Origin of the sequence: Thalassospira sp. ER-Se-21-Dark (assembly GCF_017922435.1) — a bacterium.
Classification (GTDB): domain Bacteria; phylum Pseudomonadota; class Alphaproteobacteria; order Rhodospirillales; family Thalassospiraceae; genus Thalassospira.
The window spans coordinates 1-24,685 of the sequence record NZ_VDEZ01000002.1 but is presented as its reverse complement, the minus strand read 5'-3'; the positions used below and the strand labels follow the sequence as shown (position 1 = coordinate 24,685).

The following is a 24,685-nucleotide window of genomic DNA, read 5'->3' as shown; positions in this document are numbered from 1 at the left end:
GACGCGACCGCATTTCATTCAGGTTTGTTTACGGTGCCAATCGCAACAAGGATCATGATAGCACAGCGTTCAGCACCTTAACTGCTGCTTGCACCAATGGACGCCACCTGCTTAAAAGGGGCACCCAACAGCCACAACCCGCCAGATGGAGAAGACATGCGCGATATTGAAACAGTTTTGTTCGACCTTGGCGGCGTTCTTGTCGATTGGGATCCGCGCTATCTGTATCGCAAGATGTTCAAGGACGACGCGGAGATGGAGCGTTTTCTGGCCGAGGTTTGCCATCCGCACTGGAACCATCTGCATGATCAGGGGATGTTGAGTTTTGCCAATTCCATCCCTGATCTTCAGCACCGCTATCCGCAGCATCGTGACGAGATCGCCGCATGGCAGGAACGCTGGCCGGAGATGCTAAAAGGCGCGATTGATCGCACGGTCGGGATTCTTGAAGACCTTAAAAAACGCAAAAAGGTGCGGCTGTTTGCACTGACCAACTGGTCGGCAGAAACATGGCCGCATGCGTTGGAACGCTTTGAGTTCCTTGATAACTTCGAAGACATTCTGGTGTCTGGCCAGGAAAAACTCGCCAAGCCCGATCCGCGCATTTTTGATCTGGCGATTTCACGTTTCAAGCTTAACCCGCGCGAAACCCTGTTTATCGATGACAGCGAGCGCAATATTCAGCAGGCGCGTGAACTGGGCTTTAACACCCACTGGTTCCGCGATCCGGTGAAATTGCAGCGTGAATTGATCGAGTATCAGCTGTACTGATCAGCGGACCGATATCAAAGCCGCCGCTAGCGGCGCTGGCGCAGGTAATTGCCGAAGCATTCGCCAAAGGCAAATTCCCAGCCCTTGAGGTAGCCTTCACGAAGGGCTGGTGCGATTTCGCCGACATTTTCCCATGCCTTGTGCTCCAACCGGATGACACAGCGACCAAACTCGTTAAGGTCAAAGGACACCTCAACCAGCGTAAAGTCGCCGGCATTCCAGCCCGGATGCCAGGTAAAGGACACATGTTCGCCCGGTTGCCAGCTTCTTACCCGACCCCACGGGATATCATCCTGCCCCTTGGCGCGTTCGATGATTTCGCCGCCGACACCGTCATTGAATTCGACCGTGATGCAGTCCTTTTTCGAGATCGAATGGGTGTCGGTCGGCCACCAGTCGCCAAAGCCCGACGTGAAGGCGTTGAACGCATCATCAGGATCGACGGCCAGGGTCAGTTCAAAGCGGATCGGGGCAAGGTCGGGGTTCTTAAGCGGCGTCACGGTCAATTTCCCAAATCGTATCAAGGGCAGCGGTCAGTTCATCAAAGTGGCTGATGACAGCGTGCGCACCTGATTTATGCAGCGTATCGACATCATGATAGCCCCAGTCAACGCCGATGGCGATCATGCCAGCCGCCCGGCCCATTTCGATGTCATAGCTGGTATCGCCAACAATCACCGCATTGGGCGCATCCACCCCGGTTTCTTCAAGGGCTGCCATCAGCATCGCGGGATTGGGCTTTGACGGGTGATTGTCACAGGTCTGAAGGGTGACAAAGCGGCCTTCAAGTTCGTTGCGGGCAAGCACCGCATCAAGGCCCCGGCGGGCCTTGCCGGTTGCCACACCGCTTAGCCATTTGCGGCCATCGATTTCCATCAGAACTTCGTGCACACCGGGGAACAGCGGCTCGTGGAAATCGGGGGTCTGGCGCAGGGTGAAGAACGCGGTTTTATAGGCGGCCGTCACCGCCGCGATGATGTCCTCATCCACCCGTGCCGGGCTTGCCAGCTTTGTGATGGCTTCGGGCAGGCTCAGACCAATGATGGTGCGCGTGTTTTCAAGTCCTGGGCAGTCCAGACCGTGCTGCGCAAAGGCATGATCCATGCAATGCGCAATGGCGTGCTGGCTGTCAACAAGGGTGCCGTCGCAATCAAAAATCACAAGTCTAAGCGGATCAGTGGTCATGTGGGGTCTTTCATCAAAAATTTGAAACGCGGAGACTAATCGAAAGCGTTTCAAAGATCGAGTCTCCCGCGGTTGTATTGCCGTGCATTTTTTGTGCTGTGCGGGAAGCAACAGAAACCACAAGTGAATTTTGTATTACTGTCTAAGCGGCGCAATGCGCGCTACAATTGAATTCTGGCCCACAGGGCCCTGCCCGACAGAGGCAGGCTCTCTGCGACAGGAGGCAGATCATGCTTACACTTCGCGACTGCATCGACTTCAGCGACCTCACCGAGGAGGAAGTGCTGGCTATTGCCGAGTGCGAGCATATTCCATTGGTCACCGCCCTTGAGGAGGGTGAGTGCATGGTGCATACCAAAAACGGCCGCAAACAGCTTGCCGTGATGATCAAGGGCCAGGCCGAAATGTGTGAACGCATGGGCAATACGGTTCATGCCCAACACCTGAACCGGGTCTATGACGCCTTCATGAGACGTTTCGACAGCAAAAATACCTAGTACAGACTGTGTCCCAACGCCGTTTGATCAGGAGGACGAAAAAGCCGACGCAGTGCGTCGGCTTTTCGGTGTCTGGTGCAGTTTCGACAACACCTTATTTCTTGCGCGCGCGCGACGGTTTTGCCTTTGGCTTGGGCTTTTCTTCCTTCTCGCGGTGAATTTCCGGGGTCAGGAATTTGGTCGGCGTTTTCGGATCGAAGTTCAGCTTTTTGAGCGTTTCGGCGAAATGTTCCGGCACGGGTGCCTCGATCACGACGCGATGGCCGGTCACGGGATGCGGGAAATCAATCGCACGCGCATGCAGATGCATCTGATTGGACAGACCATCAATAAACGCCTTGGGCCCACCATATTTGCCGTCGCCGAGGATCGGGCATTCGATGGCCTCGCAATGAACACGCAACTGGTGAGTACGACCGGTCAGCGGTGACAGGGCAAGCCATGCGGCCTTGCGCCCGGCGCGATGAAGCTGACGGAAGACTGATTGTGCCGATTTTCCGAGCTTTTCGTCGATGACCATTTTCTCCCCGCCCTTGCCTGCTATTTTGGCAAGCGGGGCATCAATCATGCCTTCGCGTTCCGCAGGCGCACCGGTGACAATCGCCCAGTAAAGCTTGCGGGTCGATTTATCCTTGAATGCCTTGGTCAGCGCATGGGCCGCACTGGCCGAACGGGCCAACAGCAAAACGCCACTGGTGTCCTTATCCAGACGGTGGACCAGCTTCGGGCGTTCCTTGCTGTCGAGTTTCAGCGCATCAAGCATGCCATCGACATGAACATTGGTGTTGGTCCCTCCCTGCACGGCAAGGCCGGCGGGCTTGTTGATCGCCAAAACCAACTCGTCATAGAAAATAACGGAATCGCGCAGTGCCTGCAGCTCTGCCTCGGTCGCATCGGACTTGGCGGGGCCGGCCTGTTTGCGTTGCTGGACTTCCGACGGGTTATAACCCGAACCGTCTTCGGCCCATGGGCCGGTACCACCACCGGACATGACGGGTACGGGTGGCACACGGATTTCCTGGCCCGGCTCAACACGCTGATTGGCCTTGGCACGTTTGCCATCGACACGGATCTGACCGCCACGCAGGAATTTCTGGACCTGACCAAATGTGAATTCGGGACAGTTGCGCTTGAACCAGCGATCGAGCCGAATGTCGGCTTCGTCTGCCTTGACCTTGCGCAGAGTGACACCACTCATTGCAGAATACCCCTTACCAGCGCGATTGCGCCAAACAATGCCGAAATACCAACCACCACGGAAACACCAACATAAAGGGCGGCAAGCCCCATATTGCCCCGTTCATACAAGGTCGCGACATCCAGCGAGAACGTCGAAAAAGTTGTAAACGCCCCCAGAAAACCGGTCACAAGGAGTGCGCGCGTTTCAAGCCCCATGGATAGTTTCAGGGCGGAAACCTCGATCAGCACCCCCATCAGGAACGAACCGACGACATTGACCGTCAAGGTTCCCCAGGGAAATCCAGTACCCATCACAGAGCCCATCATGACGGAAACACTGTGACGCGCAACGGCACCAATGGCACCGCCCAAGGCAATGGATGCGATTAACAACGGTGAAAATTGCATGGCGCGGAACCTATTCCCTCAGTCCTGAAATGTCACGTGTGAATACGGCATGGGCCCATGCCAGCCAAGGGTATCAAACAGCATGGCCAACGGATAATCAATCGCATTGGCCTTGGCGGTTTAATCACGGTTTATTGATTTTGTCCCATGCGGGCTTCGACATCGGCAAGCCAGGCCCGTGTGCGTTTTTCATTTTGCCCGAAATCATCGCGGCCATAGACCGATTGGGCGAACAAACAGAAAGCCACATCATTGCCGGTTTCAGTATCGACCTCAGGCAGGATCAGCTCGATCTCGACCCAGTCGGGAAAACGAAATACTGCCGAGCGTGCCAGGAAATAAAGGCGACCGGCCTTGCCACCCGAAACATCGGTCATCAACGTCATGCCGTGATCCGGGGCGGTTTCGATCAAGACTTCGGTCAATGTCGCGACCGATGCTGCAAAAGACGGACTTTGCATCGCGCGGTCACTGTCAGGCAGGCGATCAGCCGGACAGGCTAGAAAGAAATTCGGCACATTCGGAAGGTTGGCATCGCGCCCGAAGGTCATATTGGGGGGATCGCCAGCAGGCAACATATGATCCATCAGCCCGGTAAAACGGACCGTTACGAAAATGCCTGCCAGTACCAGCAGCCCCCAGATTGCAAACATTGCCAGCCGTTTCAATGACACCACCTGCCCTTTTGCGAACTCCGATACATTAAACACAAAAGGTTAAGAATCAAAATGCCCGAACGGGAGGGAACCGTCGGGCATTTCGGGAAACACGCCCGTCAATCAGCAAACCAAGGGGGGGGATATGGAAATTCGCTGATCGGCGGGAATGTATCGGAGTTTTTGAACCGGGATGCTTAGGCAGCGGCCGGAAGCTTGGCCGCTTCGACATTGGCGATTGCCTTGGCCATGGCTTCTTCGGCGTTAACACCAAAGCCAGACGCTTCGACGACTTCGACATCGGTAATGCCGATAAAGGCCAGAACCTGTTTGAGGTACGGGGTCGCGAAATCAGCCGGGCTATTGACCGGAACGCCACCGGTTGCGGCAACGATATAGGCTTTTTTGCCTTCGACCAGACCAACCGGACCGTTTTCGGTGTAATTGAAGGTCACACCAACGCGGGCAATCAGATCAACCCAAGCCTTAAGGGTCGACGGGATGGAGAAGTTGTACATCGGCGCACCGATGACAAGAACATCTGCATCCATAATCTCAGCCACCATCTTGTCAGATGCGGCGATCACTTTTTTCTGAGCTTCCGAACGGTTTTCAGCCGGGGTGTAATAGGCACCAACGGTTTCGCCTGTGATCGCTGAAACGACTGCCTCGTTGGTGTCACGTTCGATAACGGTTGCCGATGAGTCAGCGGCCTTGATACGGTCGATCAGTTTGAGGGCGATCTGGCGGGAGTTCGAGTTCTCACCATTCACAGATGCGCTAACATGCAGAACTTTCGTCATTTTCAGTCTCCGAGTCCGGGTTTGTTTGTTACCCTGAACTTACGCCTGCCAAACCGATCTGTTTAGCCAGAGACTCTTCACCAGATTGTTTCCATTTTGGAACCTAAATAACCGTTGGTTATTTATTATCGCCTTTCTTTTGACGCTCTGCGCGCAGGCGATCGAAATATTCGACGCGTTTTTTAAGATCGCGTTCAAAGCCGCGTTCAACCGGCTCGTAGAAATTTTGACGACGCATGCCTTCGGGGAAGTAATTCTGGCCGGAAAAGCCATCTTCCTGATCATGGTCATAGGCATAGCCGGTGCCATAGCCGATATCCTTCATCAGCTTGGTCGGCGCATTAAGGATATGGGCGGGCGGCATCAGCGACCCGGTATCGCGCGCGATCTTGAGCGACTTTTTATAAGCCGCATAACCGGCATTGGATTTTGGCGCGAGGGCGAGGTAAATCACCGCCTGTGCCAGGGCCAGTTCGCCTTCGGGGCTGCCAAGGCGTTCGTATGATTCCCACGCCCCGATGCAGAATTGCTGGGCCTGCGGATCGGCAAGACCGATATCCTCAACCGCCATACGGGTCAGTCGGCGGGCGACGAATTTGGGATCCTCGCCCCCGGCCAGCATCCGATTAAACCAATAAAGGGCTGCATCCGGGTCGGAGCCGCGAATGGATTTATGCAGCGCACTGATCAGGTTGTAGTGGCTGTCATCGCCCTTGTCATAGATCGGCATGCGCTTTTGCACGGTGCGGGCAAGCTCCGCCACACCAAGCGGACCATCATCTTCGCTGGGCGGCAGGGAAAACAGTTCCTCTGCCAGATTAAGGCAATAACGCCCATCGCCATCGGCCATGGCGCGCAGGGTTTCGCGTGCCTCGGGCGTGACAGGCAACTCAAACCCCATTTCCTTTTCGGCACGTACCAAAAGTTCTTCAAGGCCCTGATCGTCAAGACGCTTGAGCACCAGTACCTGACAACGCGAAAGAAGCGCTGCGTTCAATTCAAAGGACGGGTTTTCTGTGGTCGCGCCGATCAGGGTGATGGTGCCGTCTTCGACATAGGGCAGGAAGCTGTCCTGCTGGGCCTTGTTGAAACGGTGTATTTCATCGATGAACAGCAAAGTCGCCCCACCGGTCGAACGGCGCGCACGGGCGCGTTCAAACACCTTGCGCAAATCCGCAACGCCAGAAAAGATCGCCGAGAGCGGTTCAAACGCCATATCGGCAACATCGGCCATCAGCCGGGCCAATGTCGTTTTGCCACAGCCCGGCGGCCCCCACAGGATCACTGACGGCACACGGCCAGTCTTGATCATACGGGTGATCGGGCCATCATCGCCAAACAGATGCCCCTGGCCCACCACTTCATCGAGTTTGGCGGGGCGCAGTCTGTCGGCCAAAGGGCGTGTGACCTGACTTTCAAACAGGGAAACCATACAGCGACATCATGATGTTGAGCGGGTTGGTGACTTTGGCGAAACCTAGGGTCCAAACTCATTCATATAACCGACCCGGCAACTGATATGAGAGAAAAAGCTAGGAAAATGCCGCAGAGCGGGGTGATCCCCGGTCAAGGGGTTTGACGCAGATGCTTTCTCTCATAGCAGTTGTCCTTCGGATCACCCGGATTTGCACGGGCTATTTTGTCGCAAAATCTTGAAAGATGCATATCTTCCTAAGATTTTGCTCCGCATATCCGCACAAATCCGGGCGACCGGGACGATTATGTGAATGAGTTTGGACCCTAGCACGCAGATGACATTGATGACAGACGAAACATCGCCGATTGACGCTGGCATATGTGCGGCATAGCTTTCAGGCTTGTTTCCATCCAAGCAACAAAAAGAACACGTTCGTGACGCTCGTTTTTGCCTGCCTGCCCGACCCTGACTTTCGGTGCCTGCCATGACGTCGACTTCGCATGGCACGCCCGCCAAACTGCCGATCGTGATCGGGTTGGGCACGGGACAGACCCTTGCATTTGGTACCACGCTGTATCTGCCGGCCATTCTGGCTGAGCCGATGGCAATTGAGCTTGGCATTCCCCCTGGTTGGGCGTTTGGCGCCTTTTCACTTGCGCTGGTGTTTGCAGCGTTGCTCGGCCCCAAGGCCGGGGCGCGGATTGATCAGTTTGGCGGGCGCACGGTGCTGGCGGTGTCCAGCCTGATCTTTGCCGCGGGTCTTGCGATGCTGGGCACGGCCGATAGCCTGACCATGATGTGTATAGCGTGGTGCGTCATTGGTGTTGGCATGTCGATGGGGCTTTATGAGTCGGCCTTTGCCACGCTGAGCTGGATTTATGGCCATGATGCGCGCGGTCCGATCACCGGCATTACCCTGATTGCCGGATTTGCCAGCACGATCTGCTGGCCGATTACCGCCGGGATTGAGGCCGAATTTGACTGGCGCACGGCGTGCTATTTCTGGGCGGCGATGCATATCGTGCTGGGCTTGCCGCTTAATCTGTTTCTGATCCCGCGTACCAAGACAGGCAACAGCACGTCGCCTGCTGCGGATACGGCCAAAGCATCCCCTGCCGCCATCCCTCCCCCAGCCAAGCTGTCGCGTTCGGATATTTTCAACATGCCGATGATCCTGCTGGCCATCGTGTTTGCCGCCAGCTGGTTTACCGCAACGGCCATGGCCGCCCATTTGCCACGCCTGTTACAAATTTCGGGGATGGATGCCGCCGGTGCGCTGATTGCGGCATCGCTGGTGGGACCGGCACAGGTTGCGGGCAGGTTGGCCGAATTCGGGTTGCTGAAAAAGATGCATCCACTGATTTCATCGAGGCTTTCGGCCCTGACCCATCCGGTGGGCGCTGTGTTGCTTTTGGTCTTTGGCGGACCGGTCGGGATGCTGTTTACCAGCCTGCACGGGATCGGCAATGGCATTCTGACCATCGCCAAGGGGACATTGCCATTGGCGACCTTTGGCCCGGTTGGGTATGGCGCCCGGCAGGGCTATATCATGGCACCATCACGCTTTGCACAGGCGGCAGCCCCGTTTGTCTTTGGGCTGTTGATCGATGATTACGGGCAGTATGCGATTTTGCTGACCATCGTGCTTGGCCTTGTGACCTTTGCCGCCCTGATGATGCTGCGTCATCGGCCCGTGCCCGGTAATGCCGGATGACCAAGATACAAAAAGGCGCGCACCACAGCGGTGCGCGCCTTTGCTTTTGGGTATCAGGCCTGACGGCTACAGGGTGAAATCACCGGTCAGGACCTTGCCATCGCGTTTGACGGAAATCTTCCAGTCTCGGCTGCGTTCACCGGCGCGGACGACTTCCTTGAAGCGCGCGACGGTATCAATCGGCTGTCCATTGACCTCGACAATATAGTCACCGGCCTGAAGACGCGTACGACGTGCCAGGCTATCGCGGGCAACGGCCAGGATCATCACGCCTTCGCTCAGTGTATCGATGCCAAGCTCATCGGCCAGTGCCGGGTTCATGTTGGCGATTTTGGTGCCGCTAAACGGATTGCGGCCATCAATGATGCTTTCGTCACGAGCGGGAATTTCCGGTGCGACTTCCAGCGGCATGGCAAGGATTGTTTCTGCCCCGCGCCGCAGGACTGACAGCTTTGCCTCGCCGTCCAGCTCAAGCGTTGCGATACGGAATTTGAGCTCGTTCGGGTTATCCACAGCCAAGCCGTTGACCGCGATGACAACGTCCCCTGATTGCAGGCCGCCGCGCTCAGCCGGGCTTCCGGCGCGAACCTTGTTGATGAGGACACCATGCGGGCGATCCAGTTCAAGCGAGGCCGCCAGATCGGCCGTCACCGATTGCCCGGCCGCGCCCAGCCAGGGGCGACGCAGATCGCCACTGATCAGACCACGCATCACAACCTTGACCATATTGGCCGGAACGGCAAAGCCGATGCCGTTCGACCCGCCAGACTTGGTAAAGATCGCCGAGTTGACCCCGATCAGGTTGCCATCAATATCGACCAATGCCCCGCCGGAGTTCCCCGGGTTAATCGCGGCATCGGTCTGGATGAAGGATTGATAATCCTGACCGGTGACACCGGCGCGCGCCAGTGCCGAGACAATACCGCTGGTGACGGTCTGCCCGACACCAAACGGGTTGCCGATGGCAAGCACAAGATCGCCGACCTCGACCGCATCAGAGTCGCCAAACGGAATGGCCGGCAGTTCGTTATCAACCCCGCGCAGTTTGAGGACGGCAAGATCGGTGCGTTCGTCCGATCCGACCAGATCGGCATCAAATTCGCGGTTGTCATGCAAGACGACGCGGATCTCGCTGGCGCCATCAATCACATGATGGTTGGTCACCACCGTGCCATTGCCCGAAACAATCACACCGGAACCGAGCGAACGTTCAACACGCTGGCGCGGGGCGCCAAAGGCACCGCCGAAACGATCGCCAAAGAACTGTTTGAAGAACGGATCATTGAAGAACGGCGTGCGCTGGCGTTGTTCGACGACCTTCTTGGTGTAAATGTTGACAACCGCCGGGGCGGTTTGTTTGACCAATGGCGAAAGCGACATCTTGATGTCCGCCTGGCTTGACGGCAAACGCCGATCCAGGGTGGCTTCATCGCTTTGGGCATGGGCCAGATTGCCTGTGCTGGAAATCGTCGTCAGTCCGATTATGGCAAAGGCGACAATCTTTGAAATCCATCTTGCCTGCACGTCACACTCTCTCTGTTGGTTTGCTTGTTCGCGGTCCTGTGACCGACAAAGACTTGTCATCAATTAGGGAAACTAGACCTTACGCGCAACCTTGTCGGAAATATGAACTTTATGTCATTTAGCAAAAAGAAAACGGGCGACACCAGATGGCATCGCCCGTTTCTGTTTCTTAAAGGCCGAAGCGTTGCTTATTCAGCAGCTGCTTCTTCGCCTTCGCCCTCTGCTTCGAGGCGAGCACGGTCTTCCGCGCCTTTTGCATCGGCGTTGCGATCGACAAGTTCAATCACAGCAACCGGAGCCGCATCGCCATAACGGAAGCCGGCCTTGAGAACACGGGTGTAACCACCAGCGCGCTCTTTGTAGCGGTCAGCGATTTCGCCGAACAGCTTGGCAACGACTTTGTCATCACGCAGGATCGAAATGGCCTGACGGCGTGCATGCAGGTCGCCCCGCTTGCCCAGCGTAATCAGTTTTTCGACATACGGGCGAAGATCCTTGGCCTTCGGAAGAGTGGTTTTGATCTGCTCGTGGGTGAGCAGTGAAACTGCCATGTTGGCAAACATCGCCTTACGATGGGACGAAGTACGATTAAGCTTACGGCCTTGCATACCGTGACGCATGGTAACTCTCCTTAATAGCCTGGCTTCGCTCACGAAACCGATTGTAAAACCGCGCCGCCACCCTGATCACTTTTACACAAAGGCCAGGTTATGCACGTGCGGTGTGGGCAACAAGCCCGCCGGATGCCCAAACAACTGGGGTCCCCGGTTTGGAACACGAATGTTCCGATCTCGGCCCGAAGGCCGAAGACCCGTTCTTAGAACGGATCTTCGAACTTGCGCGCAAGTTCTTCGATGTTTTCCGGCGGCCAACCGCCGACTTCCATACCGAGATGCAGACCCATCTGAGCCAGAACATCCTTGATTTCGTTCAGCGACTTACGGCCGAAGTTCGGCGTACGGAGCATTTCTGCTTCGGTCTTCTGAACAAGATCACCGATATAGATGATGTTGTCGTTCTTCAGGCAGTTTGCCGAACGTACCGACAGCTCAAGCTCGTCAACCTTACGAAGAAGGTTACGGTTGAACGGCAGTTCGTCTTCTTTCTTCTCTTCGACAACCGCTTCCGGCTCTTCGAAGTTGACGAACAGCGACAGCTGGTCCTGAAGGATACGGGCAGCAAGTGCAACCGAATCTTCCGGGGTCAGTGCACCGTTGGTTTCAACGGTCAGCGACAGCTTGTCAAAGTCGGTATCCTGACCAACACGGGTGTTTTCCACCTTGTAGGCCACTTTACGGATCGGGCTGAAGATCGCATCGATCGGAATAAGACCAATCGGCGCGTCCGACGAGCTGTGCGAGCTGGCTGCAACATAGCCTTTACCGTTATCAACGGTGAATTCGATGTTGAGCGTAGCACCATCGTCAAGATGGCAAAGCTCGAGATCCGGGTTAAGGATTTCGATATCCGCACCGGTTTCGATCTGACCTGCGGTGACGGCACCAGGGCCGGTCGCCTTCAGAGCCATTTTCTTCGGACCTTCAGCATGCATGCGCACGCCCATGGTCTTGATGTTCAGGATGATGTCGGTGACATCTTCACGCACACCCGGGATCGACGAAAATTCGTGCAATACACCATCGATCTGGATCGCGGTAACTGCCGAACCCTGGAGCGACGACAGCAGAATGCGACGCAGCGCGTTACCCAGAGTCTGACCAAAACCGCGCTCCAGCGGTTCTGCCACGATCGTACCAATACGGCTGGCATCAGTACCCGGAGTAACATCAAGCTTCGTCGGCTTAATCAGTTCCTGCCAGTTCTTTTGAATCACGAGACCCACCTTCGCAACTGGAGCCTATGGAAAGGAGGGCAATAAACTTGCCCCCACGAGAAACGCGAAGAGGCCCGGTCATCCCGGGCCCAAACGCGGGGTCGTCCGCAAGGATCGACGCGATTAGACGCGACGACGTTTACGCGGACGGCAACCGTTGTGCGGAATCGGCGTTACGTCTTTGATCGACGTAATGGTGAAACCGACAGCCTGAAGCGCACGCAGTGCAGATTCACGTCCCGAACCCGGGCCTTTAACCTGTACTTCGAGGGTTTTCATACCGTGTTCAGCAGCTTTTTTACCTGCGTCTTCGGCAGCCATCTGTGCAGCATACGGAGTCGATTTACGCGAACCGCGGAAACCCATACCACCAGCGGTCGACCAGGAAATGGTATTTCCCTGTACGTCGGTAATGGTGATCATGGTGTTGTTGAAGGTCGCGTTTACGTGCGCGATACCGTTCGTAATGTTCTTGCGCTCGCGGCGACGCACGCGAGTCTGAGGAGTCTTCGCCATTGTCGTTCCCCTACCTTACTTCTTCTTGCCAGCAATCGGCTTAGCCGGGCCCTTACGGGTGCGAGCGTTGGTGTGGGTACGCTGACCGCGTACCGGGAGACCGCGACGATGACGCAGGCCGCGATAGCTGCCCAGGTCCATCAGACGTTTAATGTTCATTGCGGTTTCACGACGGAGGTCGCCTTCGACGGTGTAATCAGCGTCGATGACTTCACGAACCTTCAGAACCTGGTCATCAGAAAGCTGATGAACGCGGGTTGCGGATTCGATACCAACCTTTGCGCAAATTTCTTTGGCTTTAGCCGGGCCAATACCGGTGATGTAGGTAAGCGCAATCACGACACGCTTAGCGGTCGGGATGTTTACGCCAGCAATACGAGCCACTATGTGAACTCCTGTTTCCTGTTAACAAACCCAGGGGCAGATCCGGTAGGGTAGGACGCTGCAAAAGCGGGCCAGCATTACTGCCAACCCGCCAGCAAAAAAACGCCCTGCCCGGGAAATTACCCCAGGATGGCTTCAATCTCGCGCGTAACTTGGTCGATTTCAGCCATCCCGTCAACTGTTTTCAGCTTACCGACCTTTTCATAGTAAGGAATGATCGGTGCTGTCTGCTTGTGATAAGCTTCCAGTCGCGAAGTGACCGTCTCGGCATTGTCGTCCGCACGGCGTTTAAATTCGGTGCTGCCACATACGTCACAGACACCTTCCTTGGCGGGTTTCTGGAACTCGTCGTGATAGCCCTGCCCGCATTTCGCGCAGGTATAGCGGCCAACAATACGGGCCACCAGTGCTGCATCGTCAACACGCAGTTCAATCACATAATCAAGTGCCAGTCCCTTGGATTCCAGCATCTCGTCCAAGGCTTCTGCCTGGGCGGTGGTGCGTGGGAACCCGTCCAGAATGAAACCACCCTTGGTATCATCCTGGTCAAGTCGTTCGGAAATCAGACCGATCATCAGATCGTCGGATACGAGCTGACCCGCATCCATGACTTCCTTTGCCTTCTGCCCCAGTTCCGTGCCAGCGGCAACCGCCGCGCGGAGCATGTCGCCCGTCGAGAGCTGGATCATGCCGCGTCCTGTTTCAAGACGCTTGGCCTGGGTACCTTTCCCTGCGCCGGGAGGGCCAAGAAGAATAATGTTCATCGTCTTCCCCCTGAATGCGGTGGTCGCCTTTAACGGCGGCGACCACGCAGTTTGGATTTCTTGATCAGGCCTTCATACTGATGAGCCAGCATATGAGACTGAATCTGCGCAACGGTATCCATGGTTACCGTGACAACGATCAGGAGGCTAGTCCCACCAAAGTAGAAGGGAACAGACCATTCCGCGATCAGCAGTTCCGGCAGGATACAGACGAATGCGAGATACGCTGCACCGATCACCGTCAGACGGGTCAGAATGAAATCCAGATAGTTGGCTGTATTTTTACCCGGACGAATGCCCGGAATAAAGCCACCATGTTTCTTCAGGTTGTCTGCCGTATCTTCCGGGTTGAAAACAACCGCAGTGTAGAAGAAGGCAAAGAAGACGATCAAACCGATATAAAGCGCAATATAAAGCGGTTGACCACGGCCAAGCAGTGCAGTTGCAGTCGTCAACCAGGCCGGGGCATCAACACCGGTGGTGAACTGGGCAACCGACAGCGGCATGAGCAGCAGCGAGCTTGCGAAGATCGGCGGAATAACACCGGCAGTGTTGATCTTGAGCGGCAGGTGCGAGCTCTGACCTTCCATGACCTTCATGCCGACCTGGCGTTTCGGGTACTGGATCAGAACGCGGCGCTGCGCACGTTCAACAAAGACGATGAAAGCGATAACTGCGATTGCCAGAACGATGATTGCAACGATAACCAGTGCAGAGATCGCACCGGTACGACCCAGTTCAAGGGTGCCTGCAATCGCGCTTGGCAGGCCGGCAACAATACCGGCAAAAATGATCAGCGAAATACCGTTACCAATGCCGCGCTGGGTGATCTGTTCACCAAGCCACATCAGGAACATAGTGCCACCGACAAGGGTGATCACAGCGGTAATGCGGAAGAACATGCCCGGATCCGGAACAGCAGCACCGGAAGAACCGGTCATGCTTTCAAGACCAACAGCAATGCCCCATGCCTGCACTGTTGCAATCAGTACCGTCAGATAGCGGGTATATTGATTAATCTTTTTACGACCCTGCTCGCCTTCCTTCTTGAGTTGCTCAAGCGTTGGCGAAACAGTCGTCATCAACTGAATAATAATCGAGGCCGAGATGTACGGCATGATATTCAGCGCGAAGATCGTCATACGACCCAGCGCACCACCGGCGAACATGTCAAACATGCCCAGAACGCCACCCGCATTCTGACGGAAAATGTCAGCAAGAATAGACGGGTCGACACCAGGAACCGGAATATAGGTTCCAAGACGGTAAACAATAAGCGCGCCCAAAGTGAACCAGATACGCTTTTTAAGCTCGGTTGACTTTGAAAAAGCGGACCAATTCAAGTTCGCGGCAAGCTGCTCGGCGGCCGATGCCATGCACTCATCTCCCAATACACATAAACTGGAGGGTCCGGTCCCGTGTACTGGAACCGGACCCTCTCGAAGTCAATTTAGGCTTATTCTGCGGATTCTGCAGCAGCGACCGGAGCAAGAACCTTCACCGAACCACCAGCTTTCTCGACAGCTTCAACAGCTGCTTTGGAAGCACCGGAGATTTCGATGTTCAGTTTCGCTTTCAGTTCGCCTTTGGCAAGAAGACGCAGACCGTCTTTCTGCGGACGAGCCAGACCTTTTTCCGCAAGAACAGCGACGGTGACATTTGCACCTTCTTCAAGAACGCCGTTATCAACAGCAGTCTGAAGGGTACCAAGGTTCACAACGCCGAACTGTTTCTTGAACGGGTTTTTGAAGCCGCGTTTCGGAAGACGGCGATAGATAGGCATCTGCCCACCTTCGAAGCCATTGATGGCTACACCCGAACGGGACTTCTGACCCTTCTGACCTGCGCCAGAAGTTTTGCCTTTGCCCGAACCGATGCCGCGACCGACGCGGGTGCGCGCCTTGCGGGCACCCGGGTTATCGGCGAGTTCGTTGAGTTTCATCGTTCAACACCTTTTCGATCTGGGGTCAATCAAGCCTCGTCCACACGGACGAGGTGTTTGACCTTTGCGATCATACCGCGAACAGCCGGAGTATCTTCCAGCTCACGAGTCCGGTGCAGTTTGTTCAGGCCAAGACCAACGAGGGTCTGGCGCTGATCAGCCGGACGTCCGATCGGCGAACCCGTCTGGGTAACGCGTACGGTCGCTTTTTTCTTAGCAGCCATATCGAATTACTCCTTTTCGAGAACGGCGGCAGCAGCCGAACCGCTATCGCGACGGGCAACGACGTCACCGACTTTCAGGCCACGCTTAGCAGCGACCTGACGCGGGGAAGCACCGTTGACCAGAGCGTCAAGGGTTGCGCGGATCACGTTGTGCGGATTGTTCGAACCGGTGCATTTGGACACAACGTCCTGAACGCCCATGGTTTCGAAAACCGCACGCATCGCACCGCCTGCGATGATACCGGTACCAGCCGGAGCGGAGCGAAGGATAACCTTGCCTGCACCGAAATGGCCCTGCGTATCATGGTGAAGGGTACGGCCTTCACGCAGCGGAACGCGGATCATGTTACGTTTAGCAGCTTCGGTGGCCTTACGGATCGCTTCCGGAACTTCACGGGCTTTACCCGTGCCGTATCCGACGCGACCGCGCTGGTCACCGACAACTACCATTGCGGAGAAAGCAAAGCGACGGCCGCCCTTAACGACTTTCGCGACGCGGTTGATACCAACCAGCTTGTCGACGAGTTCGTTTTCTTCACGGGCTTTCGGCGCCTGCTGCTGTTGATTCTGGTTACGTGCCATGGTCGTGCTCCTTAGAAGTCCAGACCGCCCTCACGGGCGGCATCGGCCAGAGCTTTCACCCGGCCATGGAACAGATACCCGCCACGATCGAAAACGACCGTTTTCACACCAGCTTTGACTGCGCGCTCGGCAATTGCCTTGCCAACCAGAGCAGCGGCGTCGGCATTGCTGCCTTTCGCCTTCAGATCTTTCTCCATCGTCGAAGCAGCCACCAGGGTGGTGCCTTTGACGTCGTCGATGATCTGAGCATAGATGTGGGCGTTCGAACGGTGCACGCTGAGGCGCGGGCGACCGGCCGCTTTCTGGCGGATCGCAAAACGAACGCGACGCTTGCGGCGTTCGAATAGGCTTCTCACGTTTTTCATCGTGCCTGTCCTTACTTCTTCTTGCCTTCTTTGCGCAAGATATACTCGCCTTCGTAGCGGACACCCTTGCCTTTGTAAGGCTCCGGACCGCGCCAGCCGCGTGCATTCGCAGCGAACTGACCAACGAGTTGTTTATCTGCGCCAGAAATGGCGACGAGGGTCGGCTTTTCAGCAACGACGTTAAGACCCGCAGGGATCTCCATTTCTACGTCATGTGAGAAGCCAAGCTGCAGAACCAGGTTTTTGCCCTGAACCTGCGCACGGTAACCAACACCGGTGATTTCCAGTTTCTTGGTGAACCCTTCCGAAACCCCGGTAACGAGGTTCGCGATATTGGCACGGGTGGTACCCCAAAGGGCACGAGCGCGCTTGCTATCGTTTTTAGGTTTCACGAAGATCTGGTTATCTTCCTGAGTGACGGATACGTCCGAGGTCAAAGCCAGGTTAAGCTCACCGAGCTTGCCTTTTGCGCTGATCTGCTCTTCGGTCAAGGTGATGGTAACGCCGTTAGGCACGACCACCGGGTTTTTTCCTACTCGCGACATCGTTGGCCCTCCTTAGAATACCTTGCAGAGGATTTCGCCGCCGACATTCTGCTCGCGAGCCTCCTGATCCGATAGAACCCCTCGCGGAGTGGACAGGACTGCGATGCCCAGACCGTTATATACCTTCGGAAGATCTTTGATCTTCGAATATACACGACGACCCGGGGTCGAGACGCGGTCGATCTGCTTAATCACGCCATCACCCTCAAAATATTTGAGTTCGATGGTGATTTCGCTGACGCCCTTGCGAATTTCATTAACATTGTAACCGCGGATATAACCTTCGCGCTGGAGAACATCCAGCACACCGGTACGCAGTTTCGAAGCCGGCGAAACGACGCTGGATTTACCAACGCGCTGGCCGTTACGGATACGCGTGAGCATATCACCGACTGGATCAGTCATCGACATGTGATGTCCTCCTTACCAGCTCGACTTCACCATGCCCGGGATCTGACCACGTGAAGCAAGTTCACGAAGCGCGATACGGGACAGGCGGAATTTGCGATAGACACCACGCGGACGACCGGTGATCTGGCAGCGAATACGCTGACGGATACGAGCCGAGTTACGCGGCAGCTGGGCGAGTTTCATCACAGCAACGATACGATCCTCAGGGGTCGTCTCGCGATTTGCGATAACCGCTTTAAGGGCGGCACGCTTGGCAGCATATTTTTTTGCCAGGCGTTCACGTTTGAGTTCACGCTCTACAGCGCTTTTCTTGGCCATGGGCCAACCTCCGTTAGTTTCCGAACGGAAGATCAAAGCCCTTAAGAAGGGCGAGAGCTTCATCGTCGGACTTAGCCGTGGTACAAATGATGATATCCATCCCGCGAACAGAGTCGACTTTGTCGTACTCTACCTCAGGAAAGACGAACTGTTCTTTCAAGCCCATGGCAAAGTTGCCACGGCCATCGAAAGATTTTTTGTTCAGGCCGCGGAAGTCACGAACGCGCGGCAGCGCGATGGTGACCAGGCGGTCCAAGAACTCAAACATACGGTCGCGACGCAAGGTCACTTTACAACCGATGTTCATACCTTCACGCAGCTTGAAAGCCGCAACGGACTTTTTCGCCTTGGTGAAGACAGGCTTCTGACCGGTGATAGCAGCGAGATCCGCAGCAGCACCTTCCAGCTTCTTACGATCCTGGGTGGCGTCGCCGACACCCATGTTGATCACGATTTTCTCGAGGCGCGGAATCTCCATGGTGTTCTCGTAGGAGAACTCCTTCTGGAGTGCGTCACGCACCACTTCTTTGTAATGTTCGCGCAGGCGCGTCATTTTTCCGTCCCTCAGTTGTCGATGACTTCGCCGCTGAGCTTCGCTACGCGAACCTTGCGACCATCATCGAGGGTCTTGAAACCGACGCGGGTCGGCTTGTTTTCTTTCGGGTCAACAATCGCGACGTTGGAAACAGCAATTTTTGCTTCCTTTTCGACGATGCCACCAGCATCAGCACCGGTCGGGCGCTGGTGACGTTTCACCAGGTTGATGCCCGAAACCAGAACTTTGTTCTCGGTCGGGAAAGCGGCGAGAACTTCGCCGGTTTTCCCTTTGTCTTTACCCGTCAGAACAACGACGCGATCGCCCTTTTTAATCTTGGCAGCCATTACAGCACCTCCGGAGCGAGCGAAATGATCTTCATGTAACCTTTAGAACGAAGTTCACGGGTTACCGGGCCAAAAATACGCGTGCCGATCGGCTCGCCGTTCGCATTAATGAGAACGGCAGCGTTGCGGTCAAAGCGGATCGCCGAGCCATCGGCACGACGAATTTCCTTTGCGGTGCGAACGATGACAGCTTTGTGAACTGCACCCTTCTTTACGCGACCGCGCGGAATGGCTTCCTTGACGGAAACCACGATAACATCACCAACGTTGGCGGTTTTGCGCTTCGAGCCGCCCAGCACCTTGATGCACTGGACGCGGCGAGCGCCGCTGTTGTCGGCGACGTCCAGATTGGACTGCATCTGGATCATGGGTTTACCCCTTGACTATGATTGGGCTGAGGACTCACTCCTCGACCACTACTTCCCAAGACTTCAACTTCGAGATCGGTTTGCATTCGCGAATGCGAACAACGTCACCCGTTTTGAAGCGGTTCTCTTCATCGTGCGCGTGGAATTTCTTCGACTTACGCACGTACTTTTTATACAGCGGGTGCATGACCTGGCGCTCCACTCGGACCACCACGGTCTTGTCGTTTTTGGTCGAAACGACTGTCCCCTGCAATACACGCCTCGGCATGTGTGTCTACTCCTCTGCGTGTCCAGTTAGGCCGCGGTTGCACCCTTCTCGTTACCGAGAAGGGTTTTAATGCGGGCAATATCACGACGGACCTGGCGGACCCGCGCAGTGTTCTCGAACTGCCCCGAAGCCTGCTGGAAACGCATATTGAACGATTCCTTACGCAGGTCCAGAAGCAGCTGCTTCAGTTCGTCAGCGCTTTTAGCGCGGAGATCAGCAATTTTCATCACTAATTACTCCCCTTCACCAAGACGGGTGACAAACTTGGTCTTGATCGGCAATTTTGCCGCTGCCAGCTCGAAAGCACGGCGTGCAAGATCCAACGGAACACCGTCGAGTTCAAACATGATCCGACCCGGTTTAACGCGTGCCGCCCAATATTCAGGCGAGCCTTTACCTTTACCCTGACGGACTTCGGCAGGCTTCTGCGAGACCGGGAGATCCGGGAAAACGCGAATCCACACACGGCCTTGACGGCGCATGTGGCGGGTGATCGCGCGGCGAGCCGCTTCGATCTGACGCGCCGTTATACGCTCCGGCTCCATGGCTTTCAAGCCATAAGCGCCGAAATTAAGTTCGGTACCACCCTTGGCTTCGCCTTTAAGGCGGCCTTTGTGGGCTTTACGGAACTTTGTACGTTTCGGAGAAAGCATATCGGGATCTCCTTACTTACGACCGGAACCAGCCGACTCGAGAGCGCGACGCTCAGAAGCCAACGGATCATGTGCCATGATTTCGCCCTTGAAGATCCAGACCTTCAGACCGCAAACACCGTAGGTGGTGTGTGCTTCCGAAGTGCCATAATCAACGTCCGCACGCAGGGTATGCAGCGGAACGCGACCTTCACGGTACCATTCGGTACGGGCGATTTCAGCGCCACCAAGACGACCAGCAGCATTAATACGAATGCCACCGGCACCGAGACGCATTGCGTTCTGAACCGAGCGCTTCATAGCGCGACGGAACGAAACACGGCGCTCAAGCTGCTGGGCGATGTTGTCAGCGACCAGCTTGGCATCGAGTTCCGGCTTGCGGATCTCGATGATGTTAACCTGCACTTCGGCATTTGCCAGTTTCTGCAGATCGTTCTTGAGCTTCTCGATGTCCTGGCCTTTTTTCCCGATCACAACGCCCGGACGAGCGGTGTGGATCGAAATGCGGGCTTTCTTCGCCGGACGTTCGATAATCACCTTCGATACACCCGCCTGTTTCAGACGGTCGAAGATGAAATTGCGGATCGCGAGATCTTCGTGAAGAAGACCAGCGAAATCGGCCTTGTTGGCGTACCAGCGGGAATCCCAGGTACGGTTAATGCCAACGCGCAGACCGATCGGATTAATTTTCTGACCCATTACTCGGCCTCCTCACGTTCGCAAACGACGATGCGCATGTTGGAGAACGGCTTAATGATTTTGCCAACACGACCGCGTGCACGGGCGCGCCAGCGCTTCATTACGAAGGCCTTACCAACAGATGCCTCTTTAATATAGAGACGGTCAACATCGAGCTGATGGTTGTTTTCGGCATTAGCAATTGCCGATTCCAGCAGCTTTTTGACGTCCTGCGAAATGCGTTTATTGGAGAAGGTCAGTTCTGCCAAAGCAGCTTCTGCCTTCATACCACGAATCGACTCGGCGACGAGGTTGAGCTTACGCGGGGAAATGCGTACTGCCCGGAGCGAAGCCGCGGCCTCGTTATCCGCCAGCCGACGGATGTCAGCTTTCTTACCCATCGTTACTTCCTCTTCGCCTTTTTGTCGGCCGCGTGACCATAGTAGGTACGGGTCGGCGAGAATTCACCGAACTTGTGACCAATCATATCTTCGGTCACGAGCACCGGCAGGAATTTCTGGCCATTGTAAACCCCAAAGGTGAGGCCTACGAATTGCGGCAGAATCGTCGAACGCCGCGACCAGGTCTTAATTACCTCATTCCGGCCTGAGGCACGGACAGTATCGGCTTTCTTAAGAAGGTATCCGTCAACAAACGGACCCTTCCAAACGGAACGCGCCATAGTCTAGCCTCCTCCGTTAGCTCTTGTGACGACGGCGCATGATGAGCGCGTCGGTCTTTTTGTTCGAGCGGGTACGTTTGCCCTTGGTAGGCTTGCCCCACGGCGTAACCGGGTGACGACCACCCGACGTACGACCTTCACCACCACCATGCGGGTGATCGATCGGGTTCATGGCAACGCCACGAACCGAAGGACGCTTGCCAAGCCAGCGATTACGGCCGGCTTTACCAAGGTTCGAGTTCTGATGGTCCGGGTTGGACACGGCACCGATGGTAGCCATGCATTCACCACGAACCAAACGTACCTCACCGGAGGACAGCTTAAGCTGGGCGTAACCCTGGTCCTTACCAACAAGCTGTACATACGAGCCTGCTGAACGTGCGACCTGACCACCTTTACCGGCTTTCAGTTCGACGTTATGGACAATGGTACCGACCGGAATGTTCTTCAGCGGTGCGGCGTTACCCGGCTTAATGTCTACGCGTTCAGCGGCAACAACGTTGTCGCCGACAGCGAGACGCTGCGGTGCGAGGATGTAGGCCAGCTCGTCGTCGGAATAGCGAACCAGTGCGATAAACGCGGTACGGTTCGGATCATATTCCAAACGCTCGACGGTACCGACGACGTCAAACTTGGTACGTTTGAAGTCGATGAGACGGTAACGACGTTTGTGACCACCACCAATACGGCGGGCGGTGATACGACCAGTGTTGTTACGGCCACCTTTCTTGCGAAGACCTTCGGTCAACGCTTTGATCGGCTTGCCCTTGTGGAGATCAGAACGATCCACGAGAACCAGCTGACGGCGACCAGGAGAGGTTGGTTTAAACTTCTTCAAAGCCATTGTCTTAGATTCCCGTAGTCACATCGATGGACTGGCCCTCTTCGAGGGTCACCATCGCTTTCTTGAAATCGCTCCGACGACCGGAAATACCGCGAAAACGCTTGGTCTTTCCTTTTACCACAGAGGTATTGACCGCCTTGACCTTCACCCCGAACAGACCTTCCACAGCAGCCTTGATCTCCGGCTTGGTGGCGTCGATCGCAACTTTGAACGCAACTGCGTTGTGTTCAGAAATCAGCGTCGACTTTTCAGTGATATGCGGGGCGCGGATGACTTCGTACATCCGCTCTTTGCTGATGATCGTCATTTGAGACGTGCCTCCAACGCTTCGACCGCACCCTTGGTCAGCACCAGGGTGTCACGGCGCAGGATGTCATAGACGTTAGCACCAATCTGCGGGAGCACATCAACCTGCGGGATGTTGCGCGCTGCGCGTGCAAAACCTTCGTTGACCTGCGCACCGTCGATGATCAGTGCAGACTTCCAGCCGAGTTTATTGAAAACTGCGACCAGATTCTTCGTTTTGGCGTCCGAGAATTCCGCATTATCAAGAACGATAAGCTTACCGTCTTTTGCCTTGGCCGACAGAGCGGTTTTCAGCGCGAGTTTACGGAACTTCTTGGTCAGATCGTGTGCGTGGTCGCGAACGCGCGGACCGTGCACGGTACCACCACCACGGAACTGTGCGGCTTTACGGGAACCGTGACGTGCACCGCCACTACCCTTCTGACGCACGAATTTTTTCGTGGTTGCGGAAACTTCGGACTTTTCCTTTACCTTGTGGGTACCGGCACGGCGTTTTGCCAGCTGCCAGTTCACCATGCGGTGCAGGACGTCACGACGTACTTCCAGACCAAAGATGTCTTCTGCAAGATCAATCTTACCGGACTTGGAAGCGTCAAGTTTGAGAATGTCGAGCTTCATGATGCTTATTCCTTATCCTCGGCGACAGCTTCTTCAGCGGCCGGGGCAGCACCCTTGAGCGCGGCCGGGAACGGCAGACCTTCCGGTGCAGCACGCTTCACGGCATCCTTGACAAGGACATAGGCACCCTTGTGACCCGGAACGGCACCATGCACCAGGATCAGGCCTTTGTCGGCGTCCGAAGACACGACTTTAAGGGACTGAACGGTTACACGTGCGGCACCGAGGTGACCAGCCATCTTCTTACCTTTGAAGACGCGGCCCGGGTCCTGGCACTGACCGGTGGAACCATGCGAACGGTGCGATACAGACACACCGTGCGACGCACGCAGACCACCGAAGTTGTGACGCTTCATCGCACCGGCAAAACCTTTACCGATGGACGTGCCGATTACGTCAACGTACTGGCCTTCGACGAAATGGGTTGCAGCAAGTTCTGCACCAACTTCGATCAGGCCATCTTCGCTCACGCGGAATTCAGCAAGTTTGGCTTTCGGCTCAACCTTGGCTTTGGCGAAGTGGCCACGCATCGGCTTGGATACGTTTTTCACTTTCGCTTTGCCATAACCAAGCTGAACAGCGACGTAGCCGTCGGTATCGTTGGTACGGTTGGCGACAACCTGAAGATCTTCGACCTTCAGAACGGTTACAGGAAGGTGGGAACCGTCGTCGTTGAAGACGCGGGTCATACCGACCTTCTGGGTAATAAGTCCACTACGCATTGCGGCTTACTCCCGATTAAAGTTTGATCTCGACATCGACACCGGACGCAAGGTCGAGCTTCATAAGAGCATCGACGGTTTGCGGGGTCGGGTCGACAATGTCGAGAAGACGCTTGTGCGTACGGATTTCAAGCTGTTCGCGTGACTTTTTGTTCACGTGCGGAGACCGCAGAACAGTGTACTTTTCGATGCGGGTCGGCAGCGGAATCGGGCCGCGGACCTCTGCGCCAGTGCGCTTCGCCGTATTGACGATCTCACGCGTGGACTGATCCAGCACGCGATGGTCAAACGCCTTGAGGCGAATGCGAATGTTCTGACTATCCATGTAATTATGTACCGGAGCCCTCAAAAGGACACCGGCCCCTCAACTGGAGTTGACGATTGCCGCAAAAGTGTTGCGGGCGGCTTACATAGCCGCCCGCTCCACAAAGATCAAGAGAAAAAATTATTCGATGATCTTGGCAACAACGCCCGCGCCGACGGTACGACCGCCTTCACGGATTGCGAAACGCAGACCTTCGTCCATTGCGATCGGTGCAATGAGAGTTGCGGTCATCTGAACGTTGTCGCCCGGCATAACCATTTCGGTGCCAGCCGGCAGCTCGATCGAACCGGTTACGTCAGT

38 protein-coding genes and 1 pseudogene are annotated in these 24,685 nt (G+C 55.6%); 3 read left to right on the top strand and 36 right to left on the bottom strand.

Annotation, left to right across the window (positions count from 1 at the left end; translation table 11 throughout):
- Positions 1-156 precede the first annotated feature (156 nt).
- Positions 157-771, top strand: a complete 615-nt coding sequence (locus FHI25_RS07735; RefSeq protein WP_210516544.1) for an HAD family phosphatase — start codon at positions 157-159, stop codon at positions 769-771.
- Between the two features lie 26 nt (positions 772-797).
- Here the strand turns inward: FHI25_RS07735 and FHI25_RS07730 are convergent, their stop codons facing one another.
- Positions 798-1,271: an SRPBCC domain-containing protein gene (locus tag FHI25_RS07730; RefSeq protein ID WP_197145335.1), complete on the bottom strand. Its 474-nt coding sequence runs from the start codon at positions 1,269-1,271 to the stop codon at positions 798-800.
- Entirely contained in the window at positions 1,258-1,956 is a 699-nt protein-coding gene (locus FHI25_RS07725; RefSeq protein ID WP_008892208.1) for an HAD-IA family hydrolase, read from the bottom strand. Before FHI25_RS07725 ends, FHI25_RS07730 begins: the two co-directional genes overlap by 14 nt.
- A 230-nt stretch (positions 1,957-2,186) precedes the next feature.
- Between FHI25_RS07725 and FHI25_RS07720 the strand changes: the two genes are divergently transcribed.
- Positions 2,187-2,453 (top strand): hypothetical protein, encoded by a 267-nt coding sequence (locus tag FHI25_RS07720; RefSeq protein WP_063087045.1) that lies wholly within the window; start codon positions 2,187-2,189, stop codon positions 2,451-2,453.
- A gap of 94 nt (positions 2,454-2,547) precedes the next feature.
- Here the strand turns inward: FHI25_RS07720 and FHI25_RS07715 are convergent, their stop codons facing one another.
- From FHI25_RS07715 to FHI25_RS07695, 5 genes are all read right to left on the bottom strand, one after another.
- Positions 2,548-3,651 carry an RluA family pseudouridine synthase gene (locus FHI25_RS07715; protein WP_210516543.1) on the bottom strand — a complete coding sequence of 368 codons (1,104 nt, stop codon included), beginning with the start codon at positions 3,649-3,651 and terminating at the stop codon, positions 2,548-2,550.
- The gene (crcB, locus tag FHI25_RS07710) at positions 3,648-4,040 is read right to left on the bottom strand and encodes a fluoride efflux transporter CrcB (protein ID WP_063087043.1); all 393 of its coding nucleotides are present in this window, start codon (positions 4,038-4,040) and stop codon (positions 3,648-3,650) included. Before crcB ends, FHI25_RS07715 begins: the two co-directional genes overlap by 4 nt.
- A 131-nt stretch (positions 4,041-4,171) precedes the next feature.
- The gene (locus tag FHI25_RS07705) at positions 4,172-4,693 is read right to left on the bottom strand and encodes a DUF1499 domain-containing protein (RefSeq protein WP_210516541.1); all 522 of its coding nucleotides are present in this window, start codon (positions 4,691-4,693) and stop codon (positions 4,172-4,174) included.
- A gap of 200 nt (positions 4,694-4,893) precedes the next feature.
- Positions 4,894-5,499 carry an NAD(P)H-dependent oxidoreductase gene (locus FHI25_RS07700; RefSeq protein ID WP_063087040.1) on the bottom strand — a complete coding sequence of 202 codons (606 nt, stop codon included), beginning with the start codon at positions 5,497-5,499 and terminating at the stop codon, positions 4,894-4,896.
- A gap of 118 nt (positions 5,500-5,617) precedes the next feature.
- Positions 5,618-6,931 (bottom strand): replication-associated recombination protein A, encoded by a 1,314-nt coding sequence (locus FHI25_RS07695; RefSeq protein ID WP_008892202.1) that lies wholly within the window; start codon positions 6,929-6,931, stop codon positions 5,618-5,620.
- A gap of 469 nt (positions 6,932-7,400) precedes the next feature.
- Here FHI25_RS07695 and FHI25_RS07690 point away from each other — a divergent pair, with 469 nt between their 5' ends.
- On the top strand, positions 7,401-8,630 hold the full coding sequence (locus FHI25_RS07690; protein ID WP_246879001.1) for an MFS transporter: 1,230 nt from the start codon (positions 7,401-7,403) through the stop codon (positions 8,628-8,630).
- A 66-nt stretch (positions 8,631-8,696) separates the two neighbouring features.
- On the opposite strand, the gene FHI25_RS07685 is transcribed toward FHI25_RS07690, so the two are convergent.
- The 29 genes and pseudogenes from FHI25_RS07685 to tuf form a co-directional block, all read right to left on the bottom strand.
- Positions 8,697-10,154, bottom strand: coding sequence for a DegQ family serine endoprotease (locus FHI25_RS07685; RefSeq protein ID WP_210516539.1), 1,458 nt, complete (start codon positions 10,152-10,154; stop codon positions 8,697-8,699).
- 188 nt (positions 10,155-10,342) lie between these two features.
- The gene (rplQ, locus tag FHI25_RS07680; RefSeq protein WP_008892198.1) at positions 10,343-10,774 is read right to left on the bottom strand and encodes a 50S ribosomal protein L17; all 432 of its coding nucleotides are present in this window, start codon (positions 10,772-10,774) and stop codon (positions 10,343-10,345) included.
- 197 nt (positions 10,775-10,971) lie between these two features.
- Positions 10,972-11,988 (bottom strand): DNA-directed RNA polymerase subunit alpha, encoded by a 1,017-nt coding sequence (locus tag FHI25_RS07675; RefSeq protein WP_008892197.1) that lies wholly within the window; start codon positions 11,986-11,988, stop codon positions 10,972-10,974.
- A 123-nt stretch (positions 11,989-12,111) separates the two neighbouring features.
- A complete protein-coding gene (gene rpsK, locus FHI25_RS07670) occupies positions 12,112-12,504 on the bottom strand; it encodes a 30S ribosomal protein S11 (protein ID WP_008892196.1) in 393 nt (130 codons plus the stop codon).
- Positions 12,505-12,519: 15 nt separating this feature from the next.
- Positions 12,520-12,888: a 30S ribosomal protein S13 gene (gene rpsM / locus FHI25_RS07665; protein WP_008892195.1), complete on the bottom strand. Its 369-nt coding sequence runs from the start codon at positions 12,886-12,888 to the stop codon at positions 12,520-12,522.
- A 119-nt stretch (positions 12,889-13,007) separates the two neighbouring features.
- The gene (locus FHI25_RS07660) at positions 13,008-13,652 is read right to left on the bottom strand and encodes an adenylate kinase (protein ID WP_008892194.1); all 645 of its coding nucleotides are present in this window, start codon (positions 13,650-13,652) and stop codon (positions 13,008-13,010) included.
- Between the two features lie 29 nt (positions 13,653-13,681).
- Positions 13,682-15,028 carry a preprotein translocase subunit SecY gene (gene secY / locus FHI25_RS07655; protein WP_120225141.1) on the bottom strand — a complete coding sequence of 449 codons (1,347 nt, stop codon included), beginning with the start codon at positions 15,026-15,028 and terminating at the stop codon, positions 13,682-13,684.
- An 80-nt stretch (positions 15,029-15,108) separates the two neighbouring features.
- On the bottom strand, positions 15,109-15,594 hold the full coding sequence (rplO, locus tag FHI25_RS07650; RefSeq protein ID WP_008892192.1) for a 50S ribosomal protein L15: 486 nt from the start codon (positions 15,592-15,594) through the stop codon (positions 15,109-15,111).
- A gap of 29 nt (positions 15,595-15,623) precedes the next feature.
- The gene (gene rpmD / locus FHI25_RS07645; protein ID WP_007091489.1) at positions 15,624-15,818 is read right to left on the bottom strand and encodes a 50S ribosomal protein L30; all 195 of its coding nucleotides are present in this window, start codon (positions 15,816-15,818) and stop codon (positions 15,624-15,626) included.
- Between the two features lie 6 nt (positions 15,819-15,824).
- Complete coding sequence (gene rpsE, locus FHI25_RS07640) at positions 15,825-16,400, bottom strand: 30S ribosomal protein S5 (RefSeq protein WP_008892191.1); 576 nt, start codon at positions 16,398-16,400, stop codon at positions 15,825-15,827.
- Between the two features lie 11 nt (positions 16,401-16,411).
- Positions 16,412-16,765: a 50S ribosomal protein L18 gene (gene rplR / locus FHI25_RS07635; RefSeq protein WP_008892190.1), complete on the bottom strand. Its 354-nt coding sequence runs from the start codon at positions 16,763-16,765 to the stop codon at positions 16,412-16,414.
- An 11-nt stretch (positions 16,766-16,776) separates the two neighbouring features.
- On the bottom strand, positions 16,777-17,310 hold the full coding sequence (rplF, locus tag FHI25_RS07630) for a 50S ribosomal protein L6 (protein ID WP_008892189.1): 534 nt from the start codon (positions 17,308-17,310) through the stop codon (positions 16,777-16,779).
- Positions 17,311-17,322: 12 nt separating this feature from the next.
- Complete coding sequence (gene rpsH, locus FHI25_RS07625) at positions 17,323-17,721, bottom strand: 30S ribosomal protein S8 (RefSeq protein ID WP_008892188.1); 399 nt, start codon at positions 17,719-17,721, stop codon at positions 17,323-17,325.
- Positions 17,722-17,733: 12 nt separating this feature from the next.
- A complete protein-coding gene (gene rpsN / locus FHI25_RS07620; RefSeq protein ID WP_008892187.1) occupies positions 17,734-18,039 on the bottom strand; it encodes a 30S ribosomal protein S14 in 306 nt (101 codons plus the stop codon).
- A 13-nt stretch (positions 18,040-18,052) separates the two neighbouring features.
- A complete protein-coding gene (rplE, locus tag FHI25_RS07615; RefSeq protein ID WP_008892186.1) occupies positions 18,053-18,592 on the bottom strand; it encodes a 50S ribosomal protein L5 in 540 nt (179 codons plus the stop codon).
- Positions 18,593-18,603: 11 nt separating this feature from the next.
- Positions 18,604-18,921, bottom strand: coding sequence for a 50S ribosomal protein L24 (gene rplX / locus FHI25_RS07610; protein ID WP_008892185.1), 318 nt, complete (start codon positions 18,919-18,921; stop codon positions 18,604-18,606).
- Positions 18,921-19,289: a 50S ribosomal protein L14 gene (gene rplN / locus FHI25_RS07605; RefSeq protein ID WP_008892184.1), complete on the bottom strand. Its 369-nt coding sequence runs from the start codon at positions 19,287-19,289 to the stop codon at positions 18,921-18,923. Before rplN ends, rplX begins: the two co-directional genes overlap by 1 nt.
- 34 nt (positions 19,290-19,323) lie before the next feature.
- Positions 19,324-19,557, bottom strand: coding sequence for a 30S ribosomal protein S17 (rpsQ, locus tag FHI25_RS07600; protein ID WP_008892183.1), 234 nt, complete (start codon positions 19,555-19,557; stop codon positions 19,324-19,326).
- A gap of 26 nt (positions 19,558-19,583) precedes the next feature.
- Entirely contained in the window at positions 19,584-19,784 is a 201-nt protein-coding gene (rpmC, locus tag FHI25_RS07595; RefSeq protein ID WP_008892182.1) for a 50S ribosomal protein L29, read from the bottom strand.
- 6 nt (positions 19,785-19,790) lie between these two features.
- A complete protein-coding gene (rplP, locus tag FHI25_RS07590; RefSeq protein WP_008892181.1) occupies positions 19,791-20,210 on the bottom strand; it encodes a 50S ribosomal protein L16 in 420 nt (139 codons plus the stop codon).
- A gap of 12 nt (positions 20,211-20,222) precedes the next feature.
- A complete protein-coding gene (gene rpsC / locus FHI25_RS07585) occupies positions 20,223-20,909 on the bottom strand; it encodes a 30S ribosomal protein S3 (protein WP_008892180.1) in 687 nt (228 codons plus the stop codon).
- A complete protein-coding gene (rplV, locus tag FHI25_RS07580) occupies positions 20,909-21,289 on the bottom strand; it encodes a 50S ribosomal protein L22 (RefSeq protein WP_008892179.1) in 381 nt (126 codons plus the stop codon). The genes rpsC and rplV overlap by 1 nt, the downstream gene beginning before the upstream one ends.
- Positions 21,290-21,291: 2 nt before the next feature.
- Positions 21,292-21,570, bottom strand: coding sequence for a 30S ribosomal protein S19 (rpsS, locus tag FHI25_RS07575; protein WP_008892178.1), 279 nt, complete (start codon positions 21,568-21,570; stop codon positions 21,292-21,294).
- Positions 21,571-21,586: 16 nt separating this feature from the next.
- Positions 21,587-22,414 (bottom strand): 50S ribosomal protein L2, encoded by an 828-nt coding sequence (gene rplB / locus FHI25_RS07570; protein ID WP_008892177.1) that lies wholly within the window; start codon positions 22,412-22,414, stop codon positions 21,587-21,589.
- A gap of 4 nt (positions 22,415-22,418) precedes the next feature.
- A complete protein-coding gene (locus FHI25_RS07565; protein WP_008892176.1) occupies positions 22,419-22,721 on the bottom strand; it encodes a 50S ribosomal protein L23 in 303 nt (100 codons plus the stop codon).
- A complete protein-coding gene (gene rplD / locus FHI25_RS07560) occupies positions 22,718-23,338 on the bottom strand; it encodes a 50S ribosomal protein L4 (protein WP_008892175.1) in 621 nt (206 codons plus the stop codon). The genes FHI25_RS07565 and rplD overlap by 4 nt, the downstream gene beginning before the upstream one ends.
- Positions 23,339-23,343: 5 nt before the next feature.
- Positions 23,344-24,060: a 50S ribosomal protein L3 gene (gene rplC / locus FHI25_RS07555; RefSeq protein WP_008892174.1), complete on the bottom strand. Its 717-nt coding sequence runs from the start codon at positions 24,058-24,060 to the stop codon at positions 23,344-23,346.
- Positions 24,061-24,076: 16 nt separating this feature from the next.
- Positions 24,077-24,385: a 30S ribosomal protein S10 gene (gene rpsJ, locus FHI25_RS07550; protein ID WP_008892173.1), complete on the bottom strand. Its 309-nt coding sequence runs from the start codon at positions 24,383-24,385 to the stop codon at positions 24,077-24,079.
- Positions 24,386-24,505: 120 nt separating this feature from the next.
- A pseudogene (gene tuf / locus FHI25_RS07545) lies at positions 24,506-24,685 on the bottom strand (elongation factor Tu); the annotation flags it as partial.

What these genes read in the sequence shown, in the direction of transcription:
- FHI25_RS07735 (WP_210516544.1), top strand. Translation starts at nt 157, where the DNA reads ATGCGCGATATTGAAACAGTTTTGTTCGACCTTGGCGGCGTTCTTGTC.
- FHI25_RS07725 (WP_008892208.1), bottom strand. Translation starts at nt 1,956, where the DNA reads ATGACCACTGATCCGCTTAGACTTGTGATTTTTGATTGCGACGGCACC.
- FHI25_RS07720 (WP_063087045.1), top strand. Translation starts at nt 2,187, where the DNA reads ATGCTTACACTTCGCGACTGCATCGACTTCAGCGACCTCACCGAGGAG.
- FHI25_RS07715 (WP_210516543.1), bottom strand. Translation starts at nt 3,651, where the DNA reads ATGAGTGGTGTCACTCTGCGCAAGGTCAAGGCAGACGAAGCCGACATT.
- crcB (WP_063087043.1), bottom strand. Translation starts at nt 4,040, where the DNA reads ATGCAATTTTCACCGTTGTTAATCGCATCCATTGCCTTGGGCGGTGCC.
- FHI25_RS07705 (WP_210516541.1), bottom strand. Translation starts at nt 4,693, where the DNA reads ATGTTTGCAATCTGGGGGCTGCTGGTACTGGCAGGCATTTTCGTAACG.
- FHI25_RS07700 (WP_063087040.1), bottom strand. Translation starts at nt 5,499, where the DNA reads ATGACGAAAGTTCTGCATGTTAGCGCATCTGTGAATGGTGAGAACTCG.
- FHI25_RS07695 (WP_008892202.1), bottom strand. Translation starts at nt 6,931, where the DNA reads ATGGTTTCCCTGTTTGAAAGTCAGGTCACACGCCCTTTGGCCGACAGA.
- FHI25_RS07690 (WP_246879001.1), top strand. Translation starts at nt 7,401, where the DNA reads ATGACGTCGACTTCGCATGGCACGCCCGCCAAACTGCCGATCGTGATC.
- rplQ (WP_008892198.1), bottom strand. Translation starts at nt 10,774, where the DNA reads ATGCGTCACGGTATGCAAGGCCGTAAGCTTAATCGTACTTCGTCCCAT.
- rpsK (WP_008892196.1), bottom strand. Translation starts at nt 12,504, where the DNA reads ATGGCGAAGACTCCTCAGACTCGCGTGCGTCGCCGCGAGCGCAAGAAC.
- FHI25_RS07660 (WP_008892194.1), bottom strand. Translation starts at nt 13,652, where the DNA reads ATGAACATTATTCTTCTTGGCCCTCCCGGCGCAGGGAAAGGTACCCAG.
- secY (WP_120225141.1), bottom strand. Translation starts at nt 15,028, where the DNA reads ATGGCATCGGCCGCCGAGCAGCTTGCCGCGAACTTGAATTGGTCCGCT.
- rplO (WP_008892192.1), bottom strand. Translation starts at nt 15,594, where the DNA reads ATGAAACTCAACGAACTCGCCGATAACCCGGGTGCCCGCAAGGCGCGC.
- rpmD (WP_007091489.1), bottom strand. Translation starts at nt 15,818, where the DNA reads ATGGCTGCTAAGAAAAAAGCGACCGTACGCGTTACCCAGACGGGTTCG.
- rpsE (WP_008892191.1), bottom strand. Translation starts at nt 16,400, where the DNA reads ATGGCACGTAACCAGAATCAACAGCAGCAGGCGCCGAAAGCCCGTGAA.
- rplR (WP_008892190.1), bottom strand. Translation starts at nt 16,765, where the DNA reads ATGAAAAACGTGAGAAGCCTATTCGAACGCCGCAAGCGTCGCGTTCGT.
- rplF (WP_008892189.1), bottom strand. Translation starts at nt 17,310, where the DNA reads ATGTCGCGAGTAGGAAAAAACCCGGTGGTCGTGCCTAACGGCGTTACC.
- rpsH (WP_008892188.1), bottom strand. Translation starts at nt 17,721, where the DNA reads ATGTCGATGACTGATCCAGTCGGTGATATGCTCACGCGTATCCGTAAC.
- rpsN (WP_008892187.1), bottom strand. Translation starts at nt 18,039, where the DNA reads ATGGCCAAGAAAAGCGCTGTAGAGCGTGAACTCAAACGTGAACGCCTG.
- rplE (WP_008892186.1), bottom strand. Translation starts at nt 18,592, where the DNA reads ATGACGCGCCTGCGCGAACATTACAAAGAAGTGGTGCGTGACGCACTC.
- rplX (WP_008892185.1), bottom strand. Translation starts at nt 18,921, where the DNA reads ATGGCTGCCAAGATTAAAAAGGGCGATCGCGTCGTTGTTCTGACGGGT.
- rplN (WP_008892184.1), bottom strand. Translation starts at nt 19,289, where the DNA reads ATGATCCAGATGCAGTCCAATCTGGACGTCGCCGACAACAGCGGCGCT.
- rpsQ (WP_008892183.1), bottom strand. Translation starts at nt 19,557, where the DNA reads ATGCCGAGGCGTGTATTGCAGGGGACAGTCGTTTCGACCAAAAACGAC.
- rpmC (WP_008892182.1), bottom strand. Translation starts at nt 19,784, where the DNA reads ATGAAAATTGCTGATCTCCGCGCTAAAAGCGCTGACGAACTGAAGCAG.
- rplP (WP_008892181.1), bottom strand. Translation starts at nt 20,210, where the DNA reads ATGCTTTCTCCGAAACGTACAAAGTTCCGTAAAGCCCACAAAGGCCGC.
- rpsC (WP_008892180.1), bottom strand. Translation starts at nt 20,909, where the DNA reads ATGGGTCAGAAAATTAATCCGATCGGTCTGCGCGTTGGCATTAACCGT.
- rplV (WP_008892179.1), bottom strand. Translation starts at nt 21,289, where the DNA reads ATGGGTAAGAAAGCTGACATCCGTCGGCTGGCGGATAACGAGGCCGCG.
- rpsS (WP_008892178.1), bottom strand. Translation starts at nt 21,570, where the DNA reads ATGGCGCGTTCCGTTTGGAAGGGTCCGTTTGTTGACGGATACCTTCTT.
- rplB (WP_008892177.1), bottom strand. Translation starts at nt 22,414, where the DNA reads ATGGCTTTGAAGAAGTTTAAACCAACCTCTCCTGGTCGCCGTCAGCTG.
- FHI25_RS07565 (WP_008892176.1), bottom strand. Translation starts at nt 22,721, where the DNA reads ATGACGATCATCAGCAAAGAGCGGATGTACGAAGTCATCCGCGCCCCG.
- rplD (WP_008892175.1), bottom strand. Translation starts at nt 23,338, where the DNA reads ATGAAGCTCGACATTCTCAAACTTGACGCTTCCAAGTCCGGTAAGATT.
- rplC (WP_008892174.1), bottom strand. Translation starts at nt 24,060, where the DNA reads ATGCGTAGTGGACTTATTACCCAGAAGGTCGGTATGACCCGCGTCTTC.
- rpsJ (WP_008892173.1), bottom strand. Translation starts at nt 24,385, where the DNA reads ATGGATAGTCAGAACATTCGCATTCGCCTCAAGGCGTTTGACCATCGC.